Below are 19,799 nucleotides of genomic sequence, written 5' to 3'. Positions count from 1 at the left end.
TTGTCTCTAACGCTAAACCAGTTTACTTATCAAAGTACCAACTAGTACGATACATATCTGACAACCATGCTTTATTGATATTTTTTTCGCTACCAATTGAGAACTTTAAACGGGAAGGCCATTTTGCATAACGAACAAAAAGGGACTTTGATTTTGGTCGCTACGACCATGCTAGCATCTTTAGGGTGGATTTTTTCTAAAGAAACCATACAAGGATTACCGCCGTTTGCCTTTATTGGATTAAGGTTTGTGCTGGCTTCACTTTTTCTTCTTCCATTTTGTTATTGCTCATTTACCAAGGTTCACCAAAAGGATATCGCTAAATCGATGGGAGTGGGCCTACTTATGGCTATGGCTTTGATGTGCTGGATCTATGCCATATCAATCAGTAGTACGCTTGGAGAAGGGGCCTTTATTCTTAGCCTTTCTATGCTATTTGTACCTATCGTCGCTTGGGCTTTGTTCAAGCAAACGCCTTCTCGTACTTTTTGGATGTCGTTGCCACTATCCATTGCAGGATTGGCGTTTCTATCCTTAGCGGACGGATGGTTGATTTCCAGCAGCCAGTTATGGTTCTTAGCATCGGCCCTATTTTTAGCTCTGCATTTCAATATGAATGCGAAGCTTGCCAGTAAAATGCCAATACTGTTATTGACCTGCATTCAGTTGTTTGTAACTGGCGGTTTCGGATTAACACTGAGCTTATTGTTTGAGACATTACCAGATTCGATCGAAGATACAATTTGGGGATGGTTCGCATTATCGACATTGGTCGCTACCAGTTTACGTTACGTCCTACAAACGACAGGTCAGAAGTATGTGTTAGCGGCTAACGCAGCTCTCATTATGTTACTAGAGCCGATAGGCACAGTGATCCTTAGTGTGATTTGGTACGAGGAACAAATGACCATGTCGAAGCTCATTGGATGCACTCTTATTTTTCTGTCTTTAGTTATCTATCGGGCTGGAGGCCGAATCCGTCGATTTTTCCACTAAGTAACTTAGTTCTACCTACTTCCCAATTTCAAAGATACGGCTCTAATGCCCAATTAATAAAATTTTTTTGTCGACAAGAGCAAAACTATTCGTTGTATCTTCTCTGAAATAACTTCTAAAGTTCACGCACTTACCGGGTCGAGTATTCACCGGTTCTTATGAACATTAAGAGGTTACACATATGCGTATTGCAGTCCTGTCTCGCAACGAAAACTTGTATTCAACTCGACGTCTAAAAGAAGCTGGCGAAGCTCGAGGACATCAAGTCGATGTCATCGATACCCTGCATTGCTACATGGATATTACGAGTGATAGTTCGAAAGTACGTTACATGGGTGAAGAATTACCTCAATACGACGCAGTGATACCACGCATAGGGTCTTCAATTACGTTTTATGGTACAGCCGTCGTTCGCCAGTTCGAAATGATGGGCACGTTTTGTGTGAATGAATCGGTAGCGATTAGTCGTTCCCGCGATAAGTTGCGCTCATTGCAACTGTTGTCTCGCAAAGGCGTTGGACTACCAAGAACAGGGTTTGCCAGCAAGCCAGACAAGATCCAAGACCTCATAAAAAATGTCGGCGGTGCACCATTAGTGATTAAGCTGCTTGAGGGCACACAAGGAATTGGTGTAGTGCTTGCCGAGACAAATAAGGCAGCAGAAAGCGTTATCGAAGCGTTTATGGGATTAAAAGCCAATATTTTGGTTCAGGAGTTTATTGCTGAAGCAAAAGGTGCTGATATCCGTTGTTTTGTTGTGGGTGGTAAGGTAATTGCGGCAATGAAACGACAGGCTAGTGAGGGTGAGTTTCGTTCAAATCTTCACCGAGGTGGTACTGCACAGCTCGTTAAACTCACTAAAGAAGAGCGCGCTACTGCCGTGAATGCAGCAAAGGCTATGGGCTTGAATTTGTGTGGTGTAGATATACTGCAATCAGATCGTGGACCCGTAGTGATGGAGGTCAACTCATCCCCAGGTCTTGAAGGTATTGAAACCGCGACAGGAAAAGATGTAGCAGGGTTAATTTTCGATTTTATAGAAAAAAATGCAAAGCCAAACAACAATAAGACGAAAGGGCGCGGATAATGGCCAAGAAACTTATGATTTCGGGCGTAGAAATACGCCCGGGGGAGCGTAAAAAGATCGACATTCCTGTGGCTAAATTGTATACCGATGCAGAAGTGAATATCCCAATTCAGGTAATACGCGCAAAGAAAGAAGGCCCGGTAGTGTTTGTGAGTGCGGCAGTGCATGGCGATGAACTAAATGGTATCGAAATTATTAGCCGTATTATTCAGGAAAATTTAAAGCTACAAATGGGCACTCTGATTTTAGTGCCTATGGTTAACGTTTATGGGGTATTAAACCAAAGCCGTTATATGCCAGATCGACGAGATCTGAATCGTTGTTTCCCTGGGTCCAAAAGAGGATCGTTAGCAGGTAGACTCGCTTATACATTTCTAAATAGTATTGTCGCGCATTGTGATTATGGTATTGATTTACATACGGGCGCAATTCATCGATCTAATTTGCCGCAAATCCGCGCCAATTTAGATGACGCGGAAACCAAACGTTTAGCAGAGGCTTTTGCGGTGCCAGTGTTATTGAATGCCAATATCCGTGACGGTTCACTAAGAGAGGCGGCTGTTAGCAACGGAGCTCGTGTGTTGCTTTATGAAGCTGGGGAAGCATTGCGATTTGATGAGCTCTCTATTCAGACCGGAGTCAAAGGTGTCATAAGGGTACTCAAAGCCCTTGGAATGATTAGAAAGCGGATGAGTAAAATCAAAATCGAACCGTTTATTGCCAACCGAAGTGACTGGACGCGTGCTAACGCCAGTGGTTTTGTAAAAGGGTATGTCGAATTGGGCTCAATCGTCGACCAGGGTGAGATACTTGCAGATATTAAAGACCCACTGGGTAACACAATTGCTCAAGTCGTATCAAATCGAACAGGGATTATTATCGGTAAGCAAAATATTCCATTGGTACAGGAAGGAGAGGCAATGTATCACCTGGCCTATTTCGGCGAGATTGCAGAAGAAGTACACGAGCACATAGAGTTAATGCAAGAGGCTATCGTTCCTATTGAAGCCAGTATTTAGAGAGAAGGTATATGCCTAATACATTTAACAACAGAATGATCATCGGCAATCTTGAGCTTTGTAGCCTGCCAGAACTGGGTATCAATGATCTTGAAGTTAGAATTGACACTGGTGCGAAAACATCTTCGTTGCATGTTGATAATCTTAAAAAGATCAAACGCGATGGTAAGCTGTACGTTCAGTATGACCTACATCCAGATATCTACCAATTGGATGAGATCGTCCATTGTGAATCGCTGGTTTCGGATTCACGAAGAATCAAATCGTCCAATGGCAATGTAGAGCAACGGTTCGTCATTGAAACGATGTTCAAACTCGGGGACAAGGAATGGGCAATCGAGCTGACCCTTACCAATCGAAATGATATGACCTATATGATGCTATTGGGGCGTGAAGCGATGGATGACAAAGTCTATGTTGACCCAAGTCGAGCATTCATTATTGATTAGTAACTTCACATAGCGGAGAGTGCCAGTGGTCTCACTACTGGCGCAAAAAATAAGCTCCCAAATGGGAGCTTAGCTTAGTAGGAGAAGAGCTACACCTCGGAAGAGGCATACGGGTAGAATCAAAGAAAATTAAGCGGCTTCAGGTGCATTATCCTCATTGAGTTCATAATCAAAATCAATAATAGGCATTTGGAATTTTGAACGGCTATTGAGGGTGTGGAATGATTTACGTCCTCGAGCTAGACGAATGTATTTTAACCATACATGCTCGAGTTTTGTTTTGGCTTTTCCTGGATGTTTTAATACTTTTACAAAGTGTTTTTCGTCGGCATTATCGGCCACAATCTCGCCATTTTCTAAAGCAAGCATTGTTTCCCCAAATGTGATAAGAATTTGTTCTTCAAGCAGAGTAAAGTCACCAGATTTAGCAAAGCCACGTGGGAACTTTACTATGTCAAAAAAGCGTTTTTTGCCGTGGCGGAATTGTGTTTCAGTCATAGAGACCTCAGAAAACAAAATAAAGACCGAGCGGAATTCTAAAGACTCAGCTCAGTTAGAATTCCAACTAAATTCCAAGCTAGAATAGGACGGGAAGTATTGTTTGAACAACGAATTTTTTTTGTCATCAACATCAAAAAAGGTGATAGAAGAAAGGTATTAAACGACGGGAAATGAGGTAGTTAGCTCTAGGACTAAAGGGAGAAAACTCTTCGTTGCGGGTAACTTTTGTTTTGACATTATTGACGAATAGGCGTCGTTACAAAACGTGTTGCGTCTTATGCAACGCAATAAGCCTTATATCGGGTATAATCTAGTTAATCGAAATGCTATTTTTTTCTTGAGCAACTTATAGACTATTCATTAAGTTTGCTTTTTATCAATTGTTTTGACATGTGAATCACGTATGGACGTAAAAGTATTTCAAACCTTTCTAGAGGTCAGTAAAGAAAAACACTTTGGTCGAGCTTCTGAGAACCTTTACATTACGCAAGCTGCTGTAAGTGCACGTATTAAGCAACTTGAAGAGCACTTTGATGTGAAATTGTTTACGCGTCACCGCAACAATATTCAGTTAACATCGGCAGGACAGCGGTTGGTCAGTTATGCCGAGGTGATGGTTTCGACACTGAAACAAGCACGCTTTGAGTTGTCCTTAGAAAGTAATAGGGCGATGCAACTCACCATTGGCGGGACTCCAAATATTTGGGATGCGTACCTACAAAATTGCTTGAGCATCGTCACCGATGCATTATGTGGATACGGTTTTGTTGCAGAATCTTTAGGTCGAGAGCAGCTAAATCGCAAACTATTGGACCGCTCGCTAGATGTCGTCTTCTCTTTTGATCCTTTCAAGCTAGATGAATTTAAAAGCCTTCAAATTGCAGAACTGAATTTGGTTCTGGTGTCGACTAGGCCTCAGAGTATTGAGACCGCCCTAGATAACCAATACGTTTATGTTGATTGGGGTACACGATTCACTTTCGAGCATGCTGATCGCCACCCGAATATTCCAGCACCTTATTTACGAACGTCTACAGGGCGAATTGCTCTAGACTTTATATTGGAAAAAGGCGGTTGTGCTTATCTGCCTCTTTCTTTGGCTGAGCCTTTTCTTGAGGGCGAGCAACTTTATAGGGTTGAAGGAGCAGATGATTGGTCAAGGCCAATGTACATTAGCTATCGTAAAAACAGCAGCTCGCTAGATGCCATTGAGCAGGTAGTAACACTCATTAATCGAATTGAACCGACCAGTTCGTTCCTTATGCAGCAGGCAGGTGAAGGAATGGAGTAGTCGCCCGATGGAATATCAAAAAGCCGCCGTTACAACGGCGGCTTTTTATGATTTACACAATTATGCAGAGGCGATGGTTAGGTTATTCATCCAGTGACGTTTTAGGTACCTTTGGAAGCAAAGCAAAAACTTAACGACTTCTTCGGTCAATATCATTGCATAAACAATCTGAAAGTCGAACTGGAAAATAAAAGCGCCTGCAGCCGTTAACGGTAAGCCAATTGTCCACATCGAAATAAAGTCCATGCGTAGACAAAAAGCGTTGTCTCCGCCCGCTCGCAATATACCATTGATGATAATCAGATTGAGCATTCGCAACCAAACCGCACAGCACAAAATCGTTACGGCGGGTGAAGCAAGTGGATAGAGCTCAGTGGTATCAAGGTTTAGCCAGGCTAGGATGTGCTCACGGCCAAATAGCAACAATACACCTATACCAATACCAAACAAAAATACCGCTTTAATAAACACTTTCGACATGCCAAATGCCTGTTCAAAATCGTCTCTGCCTAAGGTTTGTCCTAGTAAAATCGAGCAAGCGACAGAAATTCCAAAAAACAGTGAGTAACACAAGGATTCAAACGGACCAATCATGCTAAACACGGCTAACTCTGTTGTACCCATGTGGCCAAAAATAACCTGGTACATCAGGGTGCCCATTGCCCAAAGTACAGCATTGAGCGTTGTGGGTAGTGCTAGCTTTTTATAGGAGGTCCACAGTTTACTATGGTCTTCGAGTTTCTTAGCACTAATCAGCCAATGGTTACGGTAACTTAAGGTAATCCAAATCAATATAACCTGGATAAAGCGAGAGATAGTCGTTGCTAGTGCAGCGCCAGCTACGCCCATAGCATCGATTCCAAGGCCACCCTTTATTAACCAGAAGTTGAGGCCGATATTGATAATAATAGTGACACCACCGAGCAAAAGTGGCGTTACGGCGTCACCTGATGAGCGCATTCCTGATTCGGCAATAATAACTAAATGCGTTAAGATAAGTACCGGAAAAGCGTACCATAGAAAGGTTGACCCTAAGTGTATAACGGTCTCATCACTGGTTTGTAACATCATGATGTAATTAGAGAAGAGCGTAATGACCAATGTAACAGGGATCAGCAGTTTGGCACCAAACTCCATTGAAAGTTGAGTGATGGTTTTGGCTGAACGCTTGTCGTTTCTTCCCCAATACTGGGCAACAAGTACACCATTGGCTGACGCTAATCCTGCCATTATCATGATAGCGACAAAATGCCACTTAGACGCGATACCAACCGCGGCTGTTGCTTCTTTACCAAAGTCACTGACCATTAGTACATCAGCAAGTGACAAAATAGCGACCAACGCACTTTGTATAGCGACCGGAAAACCAAGCTTGAACACTGAGGTCAAAAGCTGGTTTTGAGTAGCGTTCTTGGATGAGTTAAGGTACTTTTTATTGACCATGATAGCGCTCACTGAAAATGTGATTTAATTCAAAATTATTGCGGCTACTATAAAAAAAATGAGAATTCTTAACCATGTTCAAAAATAGACAAAACCTGTGCGAATCCGTCATTGAGCAATTTAGCACCAAAAGTAGTTGGCAAGATGAGGTGTATTTATCCGAGCATTGCGAAGAGCGCTTTTTATCGTCTAAAGATATCCCTGAGTTTGCTGGTCAAGAGATCTTCATGGCCGGGCTGGCCAATTTGGAAGATGGTTACCAAGTTGAAAGACAAGGGGTTGACGTACACACGCTATTATTTACTCTGGAAGGTGGCGGCGTATTGATAACATCAGACTTCGTCGCGGCCATAGAACCGTATAGCCTTGTGGTATTACCTGCTAACTCTTCTTTTCGCTTTGAATTGAACCCGCAGTATAACCATTGGCGTATGGCCTGGTTTCTGCCAAAAAATACTGATCGATGGAAAGTGCTTAATGAAACAGGGCAAAAAGTGTTGCCTTACCATAGCTGTGAACACATGTGGGCATTATTGACTTTGCTCCATCAAGAAATAGGGGGCAGGTCGAGTTATCGCAAATTATTAGTGAGTGAAGTTTGCCGTATATTGACTGGGTTTGAATCTCAGACCTCCGGCACCCAAGTGAGGGTTCAAGCGTTGTTCAACCTGATTGAAAGTCAGTTGCATTTACCCTGGACCGTGAAAGAGATGGCAAATCGCACCTTTATTAGTGAAGAGCAATTTGCACGAATTTCTAAACAGATTTACGGTCAATCGCCAAGAAGTCGCTTAATTCAGTTAAGGATGGATAAAGCGTGTGATTTGCTAAGAAACAATGATTGGTCGATAACAATGATTGCGGAGCGCTTAGGTTATAAAGATCCGTTTAACTTTACACACCGTTTTACCAAAGAAGTTGGAGAGTCACCGAGTCGTTATCGAAAACGCATGATGAATAAAGAGACATAACAGAATCAATACAATGACTCTGTTATGTTTGGACACGTGTTTATTTGTTAACCGCTTGAGAAAGCCACTGTGTGAATTGAGTCTTTGGTAAAGCGCCATTGATGACTTCGACCCGTTGACCTTGCTTAAACACCATAACAGTAGGGATGCTGCGTATTTGATACTGTGCTGCTAATTGCTGCTGTGCTTCGGTGTCGACTTTAATAAATCGAATTGTATTGGCTTGCTCGCGCGCGACGTCTTCAAAAACGGGAGTAAAACCGACGCAAGGGTTGCACCATGGGGCCCAAAAATCGACCACTACTGGGGTGTCTGAGTTGATCAATATATTAAAGTTTTCGATGGTTCCCTCAATAGGGCTGCCATCAAGTAATGGGGCTTGGCATCGGCCACAGTTTGGGGATTCGTTGACTCTTTCTGATGGGATGCGATTAAGTCCTTTACAGGAAGGGCAACGTGTTTTGAATGCAGACATTAACTACCTCATTAAAATGTGAATTTAAGAAATCAGACTTCTTTGAGTCTATGATTATGAGTATACTCAATAAATGAATCAATCGGGATACGTAACCAATCATTGGCATTGATAATACTTGGTCAATTCATAATGGTTACTTATCCTGATTTTAAAAAAGATAAATAATAGGTACAGAATGACAAACTTTTACGCCGAAATTACAGGTTGGGGCAAGTGTCTACCGCCGGCAACGCTTTCAAACCAAGATTTAAGCACATTCATCGACACATCAGATGAGTGGATCCGTACACGCACTGGTATTGAAAATCGCCGCATTAGTCACGTTAACACTTCTGAGTTAGCGACCGTAGCGGCTCAGCGCGCATTAGCGTGTGCTGGCGTAGATAAAGATGAGGTCGATTTGATTATCGTCGCGACATGTACACCAGATTCTCTAATTCCAAATACCGCATCTCGCGTTCAACAGAACCTTGGAATTCCTGCTTCTGCAGCGTTTGATCTTAATGCTGCTTGTACAGGCTTTTTGTATGGTATGGAAACAGCCACACGATTGATTCAATCTGGCAACTATCGTCATGCTTTGGTGATTGGTGCTGAAAGATTGTCATTCTTGCTTGATTGGAGCCAACGTGACACAGCGGTACTGTTTGGTGACGGTGCAGGTGCAGCAGTACTTTCTCGTACTGAAAAGAAAGTGGGTCTTCAAGACGCTCAGATCGGTTGTGACGCTAAAGGGCGTGACATTCTGGCAATGCCAGCGTTTGGTACCGCTATGGACCGTTTCGCAGCTGACAACGGTTATTTTGAGTTTAACTTCGTCGGTAAAGAGATCTTTAAACGTGCAGTAAAAGGCATGGGAGCTGCCGCTCATACGGTTCTTTCTCGTTCGAACCTAACCAAAGATGATATTGATGTCGTGATTCCACATCAGGCTAATATTCGTATTATCCAAACCTTGTGTGATTTGTCAGGCATTGAGCAAGATAAAGCATTTGTGAATATCCAGAACTACGGAAACACTTCGGCGGCCACGGTACCAATTGCATTATGTGAAGCAGTCGAACAAGGCAAGATTAAACCGAATGATGATTTGCTCGTTGCAGCGTTTGGTGCCGGGTTAACGTGGGGTGCTGGACACATAAAATGGGGTGAGCGTGTCGAACCTCTAGGCGAGAGCGACGCATCACTTCCAGAATGTGATAAGTCAGCGCTTGAGCTTATTGAAAGTTCTGTGAAGCATTGCCAAAACAGACCTGAAAAGTAACATCGGATACCTTATTAAGGGAGGCTAAGGCCTCCCTTTTGATTTCTAGTATTTAAAAGTAATAGTTACCCTGGATCATCAACTTAGTATCTTCTTTGGTAATTTTCGATTCCCCAGTGTGATCTAATCTAAAGCCTACTGATATTGAGTCTGAAACCATATATCCGCCGCCAATCTCAGCCTGTGGCACCCATTCCTTTGCGGCTACATTGTATTGTGCTTTTGGATTAGCGTACAACCAGTGCCCGTCATCAAAGGCATACATTGCGTAGAGACCAGGTTGCACTATGTTGGAATTATTGTCTATTAACTCTCCGTTATGACGAACTGTTCCGTAGCTACGGCCGGCATCTAGCATGGGAAACAAAAGAATGTTGTCTGTTAGTTCGAATTTGTAGAGCGCACCAACAAACACCGCGTCTGATTTCGTATCGTCGGCATTTTGTGAGCCAACTACTGTTGCGGAAAATCCAAGCCCTTCTGTAACGTGAAATGCGCGCGCTCGATAGTTTTGACTACCTTCTTTATTTGGATCCTTGGATAAAGATTTATCATTGAATCCATAGTCAATCTGGAAAATGTTTGCGCCGAAGCCCGCCTGAAAATTGAGCATGGTTGAGTTCTCACCTCTCGATGCGCCAAGAGTGGAAAAAGAGGCTGTGGGGTCACCATAATTGACTTCGTCGGTGTCGAGTGACTGAGCCGAAACGGATGATAAAGAAAGTACCGTTATACAAAGTGGTAAAGCAAGCAAATTAAAAGAGTTCATAGGATTCGCCAAATGGTTAATTGACTAGTTTTCCACTTCCGTATGCAGAATATACTAGAAATCGCGCGCAAGCCTTTATGGCTACTTACGTTCCTTGCATATCAAATTATCTTGTTCTTTGATAAAAACAACCAGTTAGAAACTATTTATAATTCGAATGGCTGCAAACTTTTAACGTGTTTGATGCTGGGAAGCAAATAACATAGGAAGGCTGGAACTAAGAGAAGGTTGGATAGAGGCGCTGACAAAAAAAAGCGGCGTGAGCACTAGATCTCACGCCGTCACATCAATAATAGTGATTATACGTTAGCAAACTTATACGTTCGGTAACCACCAATAAGGTTACGAGCTTTAAACCCGTTATTGACTAATTGACGGTAAGCAACGTTACCGCGCAAACCAACTTGACAATAAATGATGATCTCTTTGTCTTTTGGTAGCTCATCCAGGCGTTGGCGAAGTTGATCTACTGGGATATTCACTGCACCCTCAATAAAGCCACCATTTTCCAACTCACCAGGGTTACGAACATCGAGAAGAAGCTGGTCTTCTGTTAAATTGTCGATCTCATCAAAGTGAATTGCAGTCGCATCACCATTGATGATGTTGTTAGCTACAAAAGCCGCTTGGTTGATGACATCTTTGGCGCTGCCATATGGTGGCGCATAAGTCAGTTCAAGATGTTGAAGCTGCTCTACAGTCATGCCAGCACGCTGGGCGACGGCAATAATGTCAATACGTTTGTCGACCCCATCTTTACCCGCAGCTTGTGCGCCTAAGATAGCTCCGGTTCTTGGATCAAATAGTAATTTGAAAGAGACAATCTCAGCGCCAGGGTAATAACTTGCATGGCTAGCAGTGTGAACATAGACTTTTTCAAATTCAACACCGTCACGTTTAAGCTGCTTTTCGTTTTTACCTGTAGAGGCGATAGCAAGATCGAAAATCTTACAAATAGCCGTACCCTGCGTTCCTTGATACGACTGATTTCTACCCAGCATGTTATCTGCAGCCATACGGCCTTGACGGTTTGCTGGGCCAGCGAGAGGAACCATTGTTTGATTGCCAGTGACAAAGTCGGCTTCTTCGATGGCGTCTCCTACAGCATAAATTGAAGGGTCACTGGTTTGCATAGTAGGCGTTGTCCAGATTCCACCCAACTCTCCAATCTTTAGACCGGCTTCTGAAGCCAGTTTCGTTTCAGGGCGAACACCAATTGCCATGATCAAAAGATCTGTATTTAACGACGTTCCGTTGCTCAGTGAAAGCTGTAGGTGGCCATTAATATGTTGGTGTTCGGTCGATTCACCTGAATTTACATCTGCTAAATGAGTCTCGGCTATATACTCTACTGCTGATAGTGCAACACCCAATTGTAAATCAACACCGTGCTCACGGATCTCAGCATGAGCGAAACCAGCCATTTCTCTGTCCACTGGTGTCATAACTTGATCAGCCAGTTCTAGTAACGTGGTTTTGATGCCACGTTGCTGAAATGCTTCCATCATTTCCAGGCCGATAAACCCGCCACCAACAACGGTAGCGTGCTCGACATTGTTTGTTTCAATAGTATTTAGAATTCGGTCCATGTCAGGAATGTTGCGCAGTGAATGCGTTAGAGGGTTTTCGACTCCCGGGATCGGCGGCACGATAGGGCCCGCGCCTGGACTGAGTAATAGGAAATCGTAATTTTCGGTATATTCACTATTGTCTATGAGATTTCGAATGGTCGCCGTTTTTGTCTGGCGATCGATGCTAACAACTTCGTTCATGACCCGTACATCTACATTAAAACGAGCTAAAAAGCTTTCTGGCGTTTGAAGGAGTAACTTACTGCGATCGGTGATGTCGCCACCGATATGGTAAGGTAGCCCGCAGTTAGCGAAAGAAACGAAAGGGCCTCTTTCAAACATAATGATCTGTGCATCTTCACTCAATCTGCGAGCTCTTGCTGCTGCAGAAGCTCCACCAGCAACACCACCAACGATTAAAATTTTAGTCATTACAAACCTCGTATAACAATCAAACTATTAGATCTAGCAATACAAGCCGAATCTTTAGTACGTTTTGGATTAAATTAGTTGCAGCTACTATAACAGTAAAATTAGCTTTGTCTAATGTAATTCAATCTAATTATATAAATACTAATTAAGCATTGACTAAATAAACATATGAATTGATAATATCTACTCTATGAAAAAGGGCCATAGGTAAGACTTACATATCATACAGCTTAGAGAGAAACGCGCCTATCCAACCATCGAAAGTGTTGTGAGAATTGCGCGGTTGTCAGCATTTTGTGACTTTAATTGTCTAATGAGTCGGTGTTATTCACAGCTTAAGAATGGCTTTTAGCGTACAGCCATTTTCCTTAGTTGATAACAGACTTCGTGGAAATGACGCACGTTAGCGTAAACCCTTTAAACGTATTCCAATTTAACTTATGCCTAGTTATAGGGGTAAGTGTGAGTTTTATTTTTTAATTTTAACATTTACGAGGTCATTATGGACTTTACTATCCCGTGGGCATCTCTGCTCGGTGGAATGTTGTTGGGCGTGTCTGCCTTTATGCTGTTCTATTTCAATGGCAAGGTTGCTGGAATTAGTGGAATTGTGAGTGGTGCACTAAGAAAGCAAAAAATGGATTTTAGCTGGCGAATTCTTTTCATTTTGGGAATGATTGCGGGTGGCGTTATCGCGGCATCGTTTACACAGACTGCTCCGGTTGAAATGCTGGTTGGTACGCCGTTACTTATCGTTGCTGGCTTACTGGTTGGATTTGGGACCAAGCTTGGTAATGGTTGCACAAGTGGGCATGGTATTTGTGGGATAGGCCGATTGTCTAAGCGATCTATTGCTGCTACTTGTGTCTTTATGGCCGTTGCTGGCATGACTACTTTTGTCATGCTTCATGTACTGTAATTGGAGTTATTAATATGTTTCGTTTAATCTCTTTAATTGCAGGCGTATTGTTTGGCATTGGTATGGTGGTGTCAGGTATGACAGAACCAGCGAATGTCATTGCTTTCTTAGATGTAGCAGGTAACTGGAGTCCAGATCTCGCATTCGTTATGGGCGGAGCTTTGGCTGTGTTTATGCCAAGCTATTTTATCTTGATCCACAAACGTTCAAAGCCTGTTTGCAATGATTCATTTTGCCTAACAGACAAAAAGAAAATCGACGCACCATTAATTACTGGTGCAGTGTTCTTTGGGGTAGGTTGGGGCATCGCTGGAATTTGTCCGGGTCCCGCCATTGCCTCTATCGCTAATGGTAGTACTGGCATTGTAACATTCGTGATTGCGATGGTACTTGGCATGGTATTGGCGGAACTACTGCTTGCTAAGCGCGAGCTAAATAAAGAGCAAGCCCGACAAGCTATTTAAGTTAACACACAAAACAGTGACGAAAACCCTTGCCTCGTGCGAGGGTTTTTTTTTGCGCATGATGTATGGTGTTACTTAGCATTGCCTGTAAATTTGTCCTGTAAAAACTGGCATAACCCATTCTGGCATCTACAATTTTGTTATAGTATCCATTATTTTAGTTATTGCTAATTAAAAATATTAGACAAACCTAAAATAAGGCTATATATTAGATATTACTAATTAAAAGTGTCCGGTATGAGGTGGAAGATGAAAGGTGTAGTTTTGACATTAGGTTTGTTTCTAGGGATGAGCGTTCAAGCACAAGAACAAGCCTATGAGACGACAATAGTTAAGATTTCTAACGTAGATTCGTTCATTCAACTTCATGGCACTGTCGATGCGGTGAACAAAGGAACACTATCAGCGCAAACTTCTGGTCGGATTGTATCTGTGAATGCTGATGTGAACGATATTGTACGACAAGGAGATGTCCTATTGGAAATCAGTGCTAAGCAACAATCCGCGTCGCTCGATGCTGCATTAGCGCGCTTAAATAGCGCCAACGCACAAAGTGTTCGTTCACAAGCACAAGTAAAACGATATAGGGAGTTGTATCCGGTCGGTGCTATATCTAAAGAGCGACTTGACTCTGCTGAGGCTGAAGCGCGCTCTGCTATTGCCGAGGTTAAGGGCGCCAAGGCATCTGTAATTCAAGCTAAAGATTCGCTCGGGTATACCAGTATCGAGGCTCCTTATACTGGTGTCGTTACTAAACGATTTGTAGAACTCGGCGAAACGGTGTCTCCGGGTACTCGATTAATGGAAGGATTCTCGTTAAGTCCGTTACGTGTCGTGACCGAGATCCCACAACGATTTCATGACAAGGTTAATTCTGCTGAACAGTTTTCGATTTCGACTGATCGCGGTCAGTTTCTAACAGCAACAGAAGCAAAACTATTTAATTACGCGAATGTCAACTCTCGCTCATTTAAAGTGAGGTTAGAGTTACTCAATGAAGACACTCAACTGTATCCAGGTTCCTGGGTAAACGTTCAATTCGTCCACGGGCAACACCAAAGCATTATGGTTCCAACATCCGCGGTGATACGTCGGGGTGAACTCAGCGTTGTATACCGCTTAATTGATCAAACACTGCAGATGAACCCAATTCGAGTTGGTGAGACTCACGGAGCGCAAATTGAAGTGTTGTCGGGTCTCGAACCGGGAGACGAAATCTTAACCAATGCATTAACATACACTGCTGCGAAGTAGGGGAGATCGTTACTATGCGAAACACTTTAGGAATATCAGGGAAAATAGCGGCGGCCTTTCAGTCATCAGCGATGACACCTCTGTTAGCTATTGTCGCTTTATTAATGGGCCTGATGGCCGTGATGGTGACTCCCAAAGAAGAAGAGCCACAAATTGACGTCACATTTGCCGATGTCTTTATCCCGTTTCCCGGCGCTTCCCCTAAAGAAGTCGAGAGTTTGGTTACCAATCCTGCAGAGCAGACCATTTCTGAAATAGAGGGAATAGATAAACTCTATTCGTTTTCGCAACCTGGCGGTGCGATGATTGTTGCAATCTTTGAAGTTGGCATCCCTCGTAATGAAGCGGTTGTTAAGATCTACAATAAACTTTACTCAAACAGTGATTGGATGCCGAAAAATGTAGGTGTTGGCGAGCCAATCATTAAGCCAAAAGGGATTGAAGATGTACCGATTGTCAACATTACATTGTCAGCAAAACAATCAGACGTCACGACCCAAACCTTAACCAGTGTTGCACACGGATTAGAAACCGAACTGAAGAGAATTTCGGGCACCCGTGATATCTATACGGTTGGGCGCCACCCTAGCATTGTTGATGTTCGATTAGATCCAAGAAGGATGAATGCATTTGGAATTACCATCGCGGATCTGAATCGAAGTTTGCCAGATGCCAACGCTTCTTCTACCATGCTTAAACTTACACACAATAACCAACAAATTCCGGTTCAAATTGGTCAATTCATCAGTAAAGTCCAAGAGGTTCAGGATCTTGTTGTCGGAGTACATGATGGTGAACCGGTATACCTAGCGGACATAGCCAATATCGAGTTTGGGAGTAATACGCCAGAGCACAATGTTTGGATGGGAGATTCAGAAGGACTTTACCCAGCTGTAACGATAGCGATTGCAAAGAAAGCTGGTGAAAATGCTGTCGATGTGGCTAAAAATATTTCCAAGCGTATAGAGTCATTACAAAGCCGAATTATCCCAGACAATATAGACGTTAAGATTACTCGTGATTACGGTGCAACAGCAGCGGACAAAGCGAATACATTAATAGGTAAGCTGGCGTTTGCAACCGCAGCGGTTGTCTTGCTCGTTTTCCTGACCATGGGGTTAAGAGAAGCCGTCGTAGTGGGCATCGCGGTTATTGTTACTTTGCTCTTAACACTATTTGCATCTTGGGCATGGGGTTTTACACTCAATCGCGTATCGTTGTTCGCATTGATCTTTTCGATAGGGATCTTAGTGGATGACGCCATAGTTGTGGTCGAAAATATTCATCGTCATATGGCAATGGGTAAAAGAAAACTAACAGAATTAATCCCTACTGCTGTAGATGAAGTCGGTGGGCCAACTATCCTAGCGACACTCACCGTAATTGCAGCATTGTTACCAATGGCGTTTGTGTCAGGTTTAATGGGCCCTTATATGAGCCCAATACCAATCAACGCATCAATGGGGATGTTTATTTCACTTGTTGTTGCATTTGTCTTGTCACCGTGGCTGTCAGCAAAATTGCTTAGAAATAGTGTGCACCATGATGAGACAAAGCAGGCTAAAGTACTGGATGGCGTTTTTCATAAAGTTATGGCGCCATTCGTTACCGCAAAAGCTCAAAAGCGCAATCGCAGACTTCTTATCACCGCAGTCCTCATCGCTATTGGGGGATCTCTGTGGCTACCTGTAAATCAATCGGTTGTTATGAAAATGCTGCCATTTGACAACAAATCTGAATTTCAGGTCATACTTGATATGCCTGAAGGAAGTAGTTTAGAGCGTACTCAAAGAGTATTGTTCGAACTGTCGAGTGTTGTTCAAAAAACAGAAGAGGTTAAGGACTTTCAGATCTATGCAGGGACAGCTGCACCAATCAACTTTAACGGATTGGTCAGACACTATTTTATGCGTCAGGGGGCTCATCAAGGCGATATTCAAGTCAATCTGGTTGATAAGGGAGAGCGAGATCGTTCAAGTCATGAAATCGCTGGCGATGTTAGACCAGAGCTCGATCGGATCGCGAAAAGCTATGGTGGTAAAGTCAAAGTTGTCGAGGTACCACCTGGTCCTCCCGTGTGGTCACCGATTTTAGCCGAGGTCTATGGACCAACGCAGGAAATCCGTGAGCAAGCCGCAGCCGATATAAGAGAGTTATTTAGAACGACTGACGATATTGTCGATGTTGATATGTATTTACCTGAATCACATCAGAAATGGCATGTAATGATAGATCGGACTCGCGCAGCAAAACTTGGTGTTTCCTATTCTGATATCGTCGATACTTTGGCTACGGCAGTGGGTGGCAAACCTATGAGCTATATGCATAGTGAGCAAAGTAAATATCCTATACCAATACAAGTCCAGGCAAGTGAGTCAGCGAAGGTTCGACTAGAGCAATTGATGAATATGAAAGTTCGGGGGCAATCTGGACAAGCTTATTTGTTAGCTGACCTTATCAAAATCAACGAGTCACAAATGGACAACTACATTGTTCACAAAAACGCTCTCCCTATGATTATGGTTGTGGGTGATATGACAGGTGAACTAGATAGTCCGTTATATGGAATGTTTGATATCTATTCACGGTTGGACGAGACTCGACCGGATATTACTCAATACTTTATTAATCAGCCTTCAGGTTTGGACAATATTGAAGTCTTTTGGGATGGTGAGTGGACCATTACTTATGAAACATTTAGGGACATGGGGATAGCCTATGGCGTTGGTATGATTCTGATTTACCTACTCGTTGTCGCCCAATTTAAATCTTATATTGCGCCTCTTATTATTATGGCACCGATTCCGCTTACTATCGTTGGTGTCATGCCAGGCCATGCTTTGTTAGGGGCTCAGTTTACGGCAACGTCAATGATAGGAATGATTGCACTTGCGGGTATTATCGTTAGAAATTCGATTTTATTGGTCGACTTCATCAATCAACAAATCGCCAACGGTGTCGAGTTAAGCGAAGCTGTGATCCAGTCAGCAGCAGTTCGTTCTAAGCCGATTATGCTTACAGCATTGGCTGCGATGATTGGCGCGTTGTTCATATTGGACGACCCCATTTTCAATGGGCTAGCGATAAGTCTAATTTTCGGTATTTTTGTATCGACGGTTCTGACGCTTTTAGTCATCCCAATACTTTTTGCGATGGCACTTAAATCGGGATTGATTAAGTCGCCGATGTAGACATTAAGTAACATGGTGAAGCGGCTCAGGAGAGCCGCATGTGTCTCCGATATAAATTAATTTAATCTAATTTAGACCTTGCTAATCTCTGTTGTTGTATTAAGATAGTTACATAAGTGTTGACTAATATATGAAGAGGTAATAGTGATGAAAGTAGAAAATGGAATCAGAATCCTAGCAGGTACAATGTTGCTTGTATCTTTAGCTCTAACGCACTTTGTGAGCCCTTGGTTTATCTTATTGAGTATTTTTGTGGGGCTTAACCTTATACAGAGCGGGTTTACAGGTTTTTGTCCACCACGTAAATTACTTTTGAAAATGGGACTTAAAGAATAAGTTTGTCTAATGAACTTTCTTATGTGCTAGGTGTTAACTAAGGTGGTTATTGATGTATGAAAGTATGCAAGTGAAATCGCAAGCGGTGAGCGAAGTCCTAAAGTCAATGGCTCACCCGGAGCGATTGATGGTGTTATGCCAGTTGGTTGAAAATGAACTTTGTGTTCAGCAGTTACAGGCAAACTCATCGTTAAGCCAATCCGCGTTTTCTCAACAGCTCAAAGTGCTGAGAGATCACAATCTAGTATCGATAAGAAAACAATCGCAAAATGTCTACTATTCATTGGCAGATGATAAGATCAAACTATTGATCAAAACCTTATACCAAACGTATTGTCATTAACTTGTTAGACGCGGTGAAAGCTAGTACACCGCAGTCGAAATTGGACAGTGGTCACTCATCTTAAACTCAAGAACCTCTTTGCTGGCTATTACGTTTTGTACAGCGGGAGACGAATTGAGATCCGGGCTCATAATAATATGGTCGATCAGCGAACGAAATTGATGAGTTTTGTGTTCGCTCTTATGAGAGCGGACTTTACATAGCGCCTTTGTTTTTTGGGTGACCAATCTCGGCGAGTGGTTCAGGCTGCTAGTCATTGTCAACCACAACCAATCACCTGCATAGGCGAGGTTATGATTAAAATCACCAAGCACGATATAGGGCTGTTGCTTTGTGTTTCTCGCTTTTATCCAACCGTTTATTGCCTCTCCTTGAACCTTCAGTGTTTTACAAGACTTTGACTTGGAATATTTACCACTGCAACCAGCCTTTAAATGAACAGATAAAAGATGGACTGATGGCAAGTCCTCTCGATGCCAGATTAAATACGAAGCAAAGCGAAGTTTACTATTAGCCGAAGAGACCAAACGCACATCTTCAACGTTAGTGACGTTAAGTTCGCTCTTAACGGCGAAACCAGTATATTGATTGGTTCCATCAAATTGTTGGCGAAAGTTTTCTGGATCTGCCCTTTGTGACAAGTAGATACTGTAGCCAGAGCCAACGACTTTCTGTATTGCCTCAATACTGTCGACCTCTTGGAACGCTAAAATATCGGGATTGAAGCTGTATAAATGACGTTGCAATGCTTCGAAGTCGTCTTCAACTCGTAGACTTTGTGGAAAACGTGGATTAGGTGTTTTTGTTAACCATTCTATATTCCACGAACTCAATGTTACTGGTGCTGCCGAGAGTGGTATTGATGATAATGCTATCAACAATCCTGTTAATAGAATGCGAGTGTTTTTATAAAATTTTAAGCTCATAAGTTATCATCGTTTTGCAATTTAACGGCAACCAATGTGCCGTAAGCCTTCCCTAAAAATCAAGAACAATTAGCCCTTTTTTTACAATTTCATGA

General features: G+C 42.8%; 19 protein-coding genes. 13 read left to right on the top strand and 6 right to left on the bottom strand.

Annotation, left to right across the window (positions count from 1 at the left end; genetic code table 11):
- Positions 1 to 120 precede the first annotated feature (120 nt).
- From LNL84_RS10175 to LNL84_RS10160, 4 genes are all read left to right on the top strand, one after another.
- Positions 121 to 996: a DMT family transporter gene (locus LNL84_RS10175; protein ID WP_244357143.1), complete on the top strand. Its 876-nt coding sequence runs from the start codon at positions 121 to 123 to the stop codon at positions 994 to 996.
- A gap of 181 nt (positions 997 to 1,177) precedes the next feature.
- Positions 1,178 to 2,083: a 30S ribosomal protein S6--L-glutamate ligase gene (rimK, locus tag LNL84_RS10170; protein WP_244357129.1), complete on the top strand. Its 906-nt coding sequence runs from the start codon at positions 1,178 to 1,180 to the stop codon at positions 2,081 to 2,083.
- On the top strand, positions 2,083 to 3,102 hold the full coding sequence (locus LNL84_RS10165) for a succinylglutamate desuccinylase/aspartoacylase family protein (RefSeq protein WP_244357128.1): 1,020 nt from the start codon (positions 2,083 to 2,085) through the stop codon (positions 3,100 to 3,102). The genes rimK and LNL84_RS10165 overlap by 1 nt, the downstream gene beginning before the upstream one ends.
- An 11-nt stretch (positions 3,103 to 3,113) precedes the next feature.
- Positions 3,114 to 3,551: an ATP-dependent zinc protease family protein gene (locus LNL84_RS10160; protein ID WP_244357127.1), complete on the top strand. Its 438-nt coding sequence runs from the start codon at positions 3,114 to 3,116 to the stop codon at positions 3,549 to 3,551.
- Positions 3,552 to 3,680: 129 nt separating this feature from the next.
- On the opposite strand, the gene LNL84_RS10155 is transcribed toward LNL84_RS10160, so the two are convergent.
- A complete protein-coding gene (locus LNL84_RS10155) occupies positions 3,681 to 4,049 on the bottom strand; it encodes a MaoP family protein (protein ID WP_244357126.1) in 369 nt (122 codons plus the stop codon).
- 406 nt (positions 4,050 to 4,455) lie between these two features.
- Here LNL84_RS10155 and LNL84_RS10150 point away from each other — a divergent pair, with 406 nt between their 5' ends.
- Positions 4,456 to 5,343 (top strand): LysR family transcriptional regulator, encoded by an 888-nt coding sequence (locus LNL84_RS10150; RefSeq protein ID WP_244357125.1) that lies wholly within the window; start codon positions 4,456 to 4,458, stop codon positions 5,341 to 5,343.
- A gap of 60 nt (positions 5,344 to 5,403) precedes the next feature.
- Here LNL84_RS10150 and LNL84_RS10145 read toward each other — a convergent pair whose 3' ends face one another.
- Positions 5,404 to 6,786 carry an MATE family efflux transporter gene (locus LNL84_RS10145; protein ID WP_244357124.1) on the bottom strand — a complete coding sequence of 461 codons (1,383 nt, stop codon included), beginning with the start codon at positions 6,784 to 6,786 and terminating at the stop codon, positions 5,404 to 5,406.
- A gap of 74 nt (positions 6,787 to 6,860) precedes the next feature.
- Here LNL84_RS10145 and LNL84_RS10140 point away from each other — a divergent pair, with 74 nt between their 5' ends.
- Positions 6,861 to 7,757, top strand: coding sequence for a helix-turn-helix transcriptional regulator (locus tag LNL84_RS10140; protein WP_244357123.1), 897 nt, complete (start codon positions 6,861 to 6,863; stop codon positions 7,755 to 7,757).
- A 40-nt stretch (positions 7,758 to 7,797) separates the two neighbouring features.
- On the opposite strand, the gene trxC is transcribed toward LNL84_RS10140, so the two are convergent.
- Positions 7,798 to 8,232, bottom strand: coding sequence for a thioredoxin TrxC (gene trxC / locus LNL84_RS10135; RefSeq protein WP_244357122.1), 435 nt, complete (start codon positions 8,230 to 8,232; stop codon positions 7,798 to 7,800).
- Positions 8,233 to 8,410: 178 nt separating this feature from the next.
- On the opposite strand from trxC, the gene LNL84_RS10130 reads away from it, so the two are divergent.
- Positions 8,411 to 9,499, top strand: a complete 1,089-nt coding sequence (locus LNL84_RS10130) for a ketoacyl-ACP synthase III (protein ID WP_244357121.1) — start codon at positions 8,411 to 8,413, stop codon at positions 9,497 to 9,499.
- A 52-nt stretch (positions 9,500 to 9,551) separates the two neighbouring features.
- On the opposite strand, the gene LNL84_RS10125 is transcribed toward LNL84_RS10130, so the two are convergent.
- Positions 9,552 to 10,268: a hypothetical protein gene (locus LNL84_RS10125; RefSeq protein WP_244357120.1), complete on the bottom strand. Its 717-nt coding sequence runs from the start codon at positions 10,266 to 10,268 to the stop codon at positions 9,552 to 9,554.
- A gap of 299 nt (positions 10,269 to 10,567) precedes the next feature.
- A complete protein-coding gene (locus tag LNL84_RS10120) occupies positions 10,568 to 12,271 on the bottom strand; it encodes an FAD-dependent oxidoreductase (protein ID WP_244357119.1) in 1,704 nt (567 codons plus the stop codon).
- A gap of 502 nt (positions 12,272 to 12,773) precedes the next feature.
- On the opposite strand from LNL84_RS10120, the gene LNL84_RS10115 reads away from it, so the two are divergent.
- The 6 genes from LNL84_RS10115 to LNL84_RS10090 all read left to right on the top strand — a co-directional run bounded on the left by LNL84_RS10115 (position 12,774) and on the right by LNL84_RS10090 (position 18,778).
- Positions 12,774 to 13,190, top strand: coding sequence for a YeeE/YedE family protein (locus LNL84_RS10115; RefSeq protein ID WP_244357118.1), 417 nt, complete (start codon positions 12,774 to 12,776; stop codon positions 13,188 to 13,190).
- Positions 13,191 to 13,204: 14 nt separating this feature from the next.
- Positions 13,205 to 13,654: a YeeE/YedE family protein gene (locus LNL84_RS10110; protein ID WP_279610999.1), complete on the top strand. Its 450-nt coding sequence runs from the start codon at positions 13,205 to 13,207 to the stop codon at positions 13,652 to 13,654.
- A 249-nt stretch (positions 13,655 to 13,903) separates the two neighbouring features.
- The gene (locus LNL84_RS10105; RefSeq protein ID WP_244357117.1) at positions 13,904 to 14,908 is read left to right on the top strand and encodes an efflux RND transporter periplasmic adaptor subunit; all 1,005 of its coding nucleotides are present in this window, start codon (positions 13,904 to 13,906) and stop codon (positions 14,906 to 14,908) included.
- Positions 14,909 to 14,922: 14 nt separating this feature from the next.
- Entirely contained in the window at positions 14,923 to 18,099 is a 3,177-nt protein-coding gene (locus LNL84_RS10100) for an efflux RND transporter permease subunit (protein ID WP_244357116.1), read from the top strand.
- 147 nt (positions 18,100 to 18,246) lie between these two features.
- Positions 18,247 to 18,435, top strand: coding sequence for a YgaP family membrane protein (locus LNL84_RS10095; protein ID WP_244357115.1), 189 nt, complete (start codon positions 18,247 to 18,249; stop codon positions 18,433 to 18,435).
- A 52-nt stretch (positions 18,436 to 18,487) separates the two neighbouring features.
- The gene (locus tag LNL84_RS10090; protein ID WP_244357114.1) at positions 18,488 to 18,778 is read left to right on the top strand and encodes an ArsR/SmtB family transcription factor; all 291 of its coding nucleotides are present in this window, start codon (positions 18,488 to 18,490) and stop codon (positions 18,776 to 18,778) included.
- Positions 18,779 to 18,798: 20 nt separating this feature from the next.
- On the opposite strand, the gene LNL84_RS10085 is transcribed toward LNL84_RS10090, so the two are convergent.
- The gene (locus LNL84_RS10085; protein ID WP_244357113.1) at positions 18,799 to 19,704 is read right to left on the bottom strand and encodes an endonuclease/exonuclease/phosphatase family protein; all 906 of its coding nucleotides are present in this window, start codon (positions 19,702 to 19,704) and stop codon (positions 18,799 to 18,801) included.
- Positions 19,705 to 19,799 lie beyond the last annotated feature (95 nt).

The sequence above is a fragment of the Vibrio gelatinilyticus genome (genome assembly GCF_022836845.1).
Taxonomy (GTDB): domain Bacteria; phylum Pseudomonadota; class Gammaproteobacteria; order Enterobacterales; family Vibrionaceae; genus Vibrio; species Vibrio gelatinilyticus.
The sequence above is the reverse complement of the archived record's forward strand: the minus strand, read 5'-3'. Positions and strand labels throughout refer to the sequence as shown.

Excerpts from the sequence above, each read along its gene's own strand:
- LNL84_RS10085 (WP_244357113.1), bottom strand. The coding sequence starts at position 19,704 with ATGAGCTTAAAATTTTATAAAAACACTCGCATTCTATTAACAGGATTG.
- rimK (WP_244357129.1), top strand. The coding sequence starts at position 1,178 with ATGCGTATTGCAGTCCTGTCTCGCAACGAAAACTTGTATTCAACTCGA.
- LNL84_RS10120 (WP_244357119.1), bottom strand. The coding sequence starts at position 12,271 with ATGACTAAAATTTTAATCGTTGGTGGTGTTGCTGGTGGAGCTTCTGCA.
- LNL84_RS10130 (WP_244357121.1), top strand. The coding sequence starts at position 8,411 with ATGACAAACTTTTACGCCGAAATTACAGGTTGGGGCAAGTGTCTACCG.
- LNL84_RS10160 (WP_244357127.1), top strand. The coding sequence starts at position 3,114 with ATGCCTAATACATTTAACAACAGAATGATCATCGGCAATCTTGAGCTT.
- LNL84_RS10105 (WP_244357117.1), top strand. The coding sequence starts at position 13,904 with ATGAAAGGTGTAGTTTTGACATTAGGTTTGTTTCTAGGGATGAGCGTT.
- LNL84_RS10155 (WP_244357126.1), bottom strand. The coding sequence starts at position 4,049 with ATGACTGAAACACAATTCCGCCACGGCAAAAAACGCTTTTTTGACATA.
- LNL84_RS10110 (WP_279610999.1), top strand. The coding sequence starts at position 13,205 with ATGTTTCGTTTAATCTCTTTAATTGCAGGCGTATTGTTTGGCATTGGT.
- LNL84_RS10115 (WP_244357118.1), top strand. The coding sequence starts at position 12,774 with ATGGACTTTACTATCCCGTGGGCATCTCTGCTCGGTGGAATGTTGTTG.
- LNL84_RS10145 (WP_244357124.1), bottom strand. The coding sequence starts at position 6,786 with ATGGTCAATAAAAAGTACCTTAACTCATCCAAGAACGCTACTCAAAAC.
- LNL84_RS10150 (WP_244357125.1), top strand. The coding sequence starts at position 4,456 with ATGGACGTAAAAGTATTTCAAACCTTTCTAGAGGTCAGTAAAGAAAAA.
- trxC (WP_244357122.1), bottom strand. The coding sequence starts at position 8,232 with ATGTCTGCATTCAAAACACGTTGCCCTTCCTGTAAAGGACTTAATCGC.
- LNL84_RS10095 (WP_244357115.1), top strand. The coding sequence starts at position 18,247 with ATGAAAGTAGAAAATGGAATCAGAATCCTAGCAGGTACAATGTTGCTT.
- LNL84_RS10165 (WP_244357128.1), top strand. The coding sequence starts at position 2,083 with ATGGCCAAGAAACTTATGATTTCGGGCGTAGAAATACGCCCGGGGGAG.
- LNL84_RS10100 (WP_244357116.1), top strand. The coding sequence starts at position 14,923 with ATGCGAAACACTTTAGGAATATCAGGGAAAATAGCGGCGGCCTTTCAG.
- LNL84_RS10090 (WP_244357114.1), top strand. The coding sequence starts at position 18,488 with ATGTATGAAAGTATGCAAGTGAAATCGCAAGCGGTGAGCGAAGTCCTA.
- LNL84_RS10125 (WP_244357120.1), bottom strand. The coding sequence starts at position 10,268 with ATGAACTCTTTTAATTTGCTTGCTTTACCACTTTGTATAACGGTACTT.
- LNL84_RS10140 (WP_244357123.1), top strand. The coding sequence starts at position 6,861 with ATGTTCAAAAATAGACAAAACCTGTGCGAATCCGTCATTGAGCAATTT.